The 2,426-nt window shown below is 57.5% G+C and carries 1 protein-coding gene; it reads right to left on the bottom strand.

Translation table 11 applies throughout. The features are described from left to right. Positions 1 to 188: 188 nt before the first annotated feature. Positions 189 to 2,426, bottom strand: a 2,238-nt coding sequence (gene glgP, locus NTW95_11735; protein ID MCX6558076.1) for an alpha-glucan family phosphorylase, incomplete at its 5' end; no start/stop codon positions are given.

Here is a 2,426-nt window from a genome sequence, read left to right as displayed (position 1 = left end):
CTGCTGCCCTCGGACCTGAACAACGACCTTTTTTATATTTCCCTGCTGGAACGCAAGTGAAATGAATGGAAATTGGTGTACGGTTTACGGTGTACGGTATAAGGTAAAGCACCTTTGACATGCCAAGTCTTTTTTCTGCCCTACACCGTCTACCGTCTACCTTAAACCCAGTACAGTAATTTCAGCCCTCAACCCCACAGCACCAACCCCATCTCGTAGGCGTCGGTCAGCAACGGGTGAAAGGGGGTGATGCGCAGCTTGAAACCGAAATTGCCGGTGCGGCTGCAGGGGATGAAGCCGCTGAAGCGGTAGCGGCTGTCGGAGATTTTGCTGACGTCGTTCAATGCGGCCAGGGCCGAATGGTGCAGCACGTCCTCGCCGATGATGTTGCCGTAATAAGCTTCCACGCGGATCTCGCTGGGATCGATTTTTCCCAGATACAGATCGGCCCCCAGCGGAAACTGCTCGCGACTGGTATAGGTCCGGGCCGTATCGGCATGGATGTTTTCGATGCGCAAGGCGGAAAACTCGCTTTTGATCCTGTTTTTCCACTTGACCAGCTCGCGGCCGGCGGCAAAATTGTCGGCGCTCAGCTTGCCGTGATTCTCGGCCGCGTTCTTGTAGAATTTGTAGAAATATTCCTTGACCATGCGGTTGGTGTTGTAGCGCGAGGCGATCGTGATCAGTGAATGCTTCATCATGCGGATCCACTCGCGCGGCAATCCGTCCGAACCCCGTTCATAGAACAGCGGTACGATGTCTTTTTCAAGTATCGAATAAATGGCCTTGCTTTCGACCTCATCCTGGTACTCCTTGTCGGCATAGACCTCGCGGTTGCCGATGGCCCAGCCGTTTTTGAGGTCGTAGGCCTCGTCCCACCAGCCGTCCAGGACGCTGAAGTTCAAAACGCCGTTGCAGGCGGCCTTCATCCCCGAGGTGCCGCAAGCCTCCAGCGGGCGCAGCGGCGTATTCAGCCAGATGTCGACCCCGGAAACCAGATAGCGGGCGACATTGATGTCGTAATCCTCGATGAAGGCGATCTTCTTGCGCAGGTGCTCCGCGGACATGAAGGCGATGATGTTCTTGATCAGTTCCTTGCCGGCCTGGTCCTGCGGATGGGCCTTGCCGGCGAAAACGAGCTGGACCGGGTGCGTGACGTTGTTCAGTATCTTCAGTAGCCTGTCCGGGTCCTTGAAGATCAGGTAGGCCCGCTTGTAGGTGGCGAAACGGCGGGCGAAGCCGATGGTCAGGGCTTCCGGGTTGAGCGCCTCCTGCGATTCGTTGATCAGCAGGTTGGAAGCCCCCTTGGCAATGAGCTGTTTCTGCAGCCGCTGGCGGGCGAAGGCGATCAGGCGCCGGCGGCGGATTTCGTGCACGTTCCACAGTTCCGGGTCGGGTATGTTCTGGACCTTTTCCCAGGCATCCCGGTAATCCTGCTTTTCCCGCCACTTGTTGCCGAGGTAGCGTTCGAACAGGTCGTTCATTTCAAAGGAAACCCAGGACGGGATATGGATGCCGTTGGTGATCGGCTGGATCGTGACGTGTTCGAGCGGCACCCCGGGCCAAAGGTTGCTCAGCATGTCCCGGGAAACTTGGGCATGCAGGGTGGAAACCCCGTTGACGAAAGCCGCGTTCTTGACAGCGGCCACGGTCATGGAAAAATTTTCCTGGTTGTTGTCGGGATGGACCCGGCCGAAAGCCATGAAATCGTTCCAGGAAATGTTGAATTCCTTGACCATGTTGGCGAAATAATTCTTCATCAGCTCGGGGGTGAAGACATCGTGGGCGGCCTGCACATTGGTGTGGGTGGTGAAGACGCTCGACTTGCGCACCAGCTCGATCGCCTCCTGGAACGTAAGGCCGCCGCTCTTCATCAGCATCCCGGCCCGCTCAAAGGGGGTGAAAGCCGAATGCCCCTCGTTCATGTGCACGACCGTGACCTGGATGCCCAGGGCGTCGAGCATTTTCACTCCGCCGATGCCGAGGATGATCTCCTGCTGCAAACGGATCTCGGGGTTGCCGCCATAGAGCTGGGCGGTCAGGCGTCGGTCGTACTCGCTGTTTCGCGCCAGGTTGGAATCGAGCAGATAGATCTTCACCCTGCCGACTTGGATCTGCCACACCTTGACCGCCACGGCGCGGCCGGGGAAGTCCAGCTCGATTTCCAGGGTCCGGCCGTCCGGATTCTTGACCTCCTGGACCTGCATGTTGTGAAAATCGTTGACCTGGTAAAAATCCTGCTGCCAGCCGTCCATGTTCAGGTACTGCTGAAAGTAGCCCAGTTGGTAAAGCAGACCGACGCCGCGGAAATTGAGGTTCAGGTCGCTGGCGGCCTTGACGTGATCGCCAGAAAGGATGCCGAGCCCGCCGGAATAAATGGGCAGCGTGTCGCTCAGACCGTATTCGGCGGAGAAGTAGGCGATGCT

This window comes from Candidatus Aminicenantes bacterium (assembly GCA_026393795.1).
GTDB lineage: Bacteria > Acidobacteriota > Aminicenantia > UBA2199 > UBA2199 > UBA2199.
This window is presented reverse-complemented; position numbering and strand designations above follow the sequence as displayed.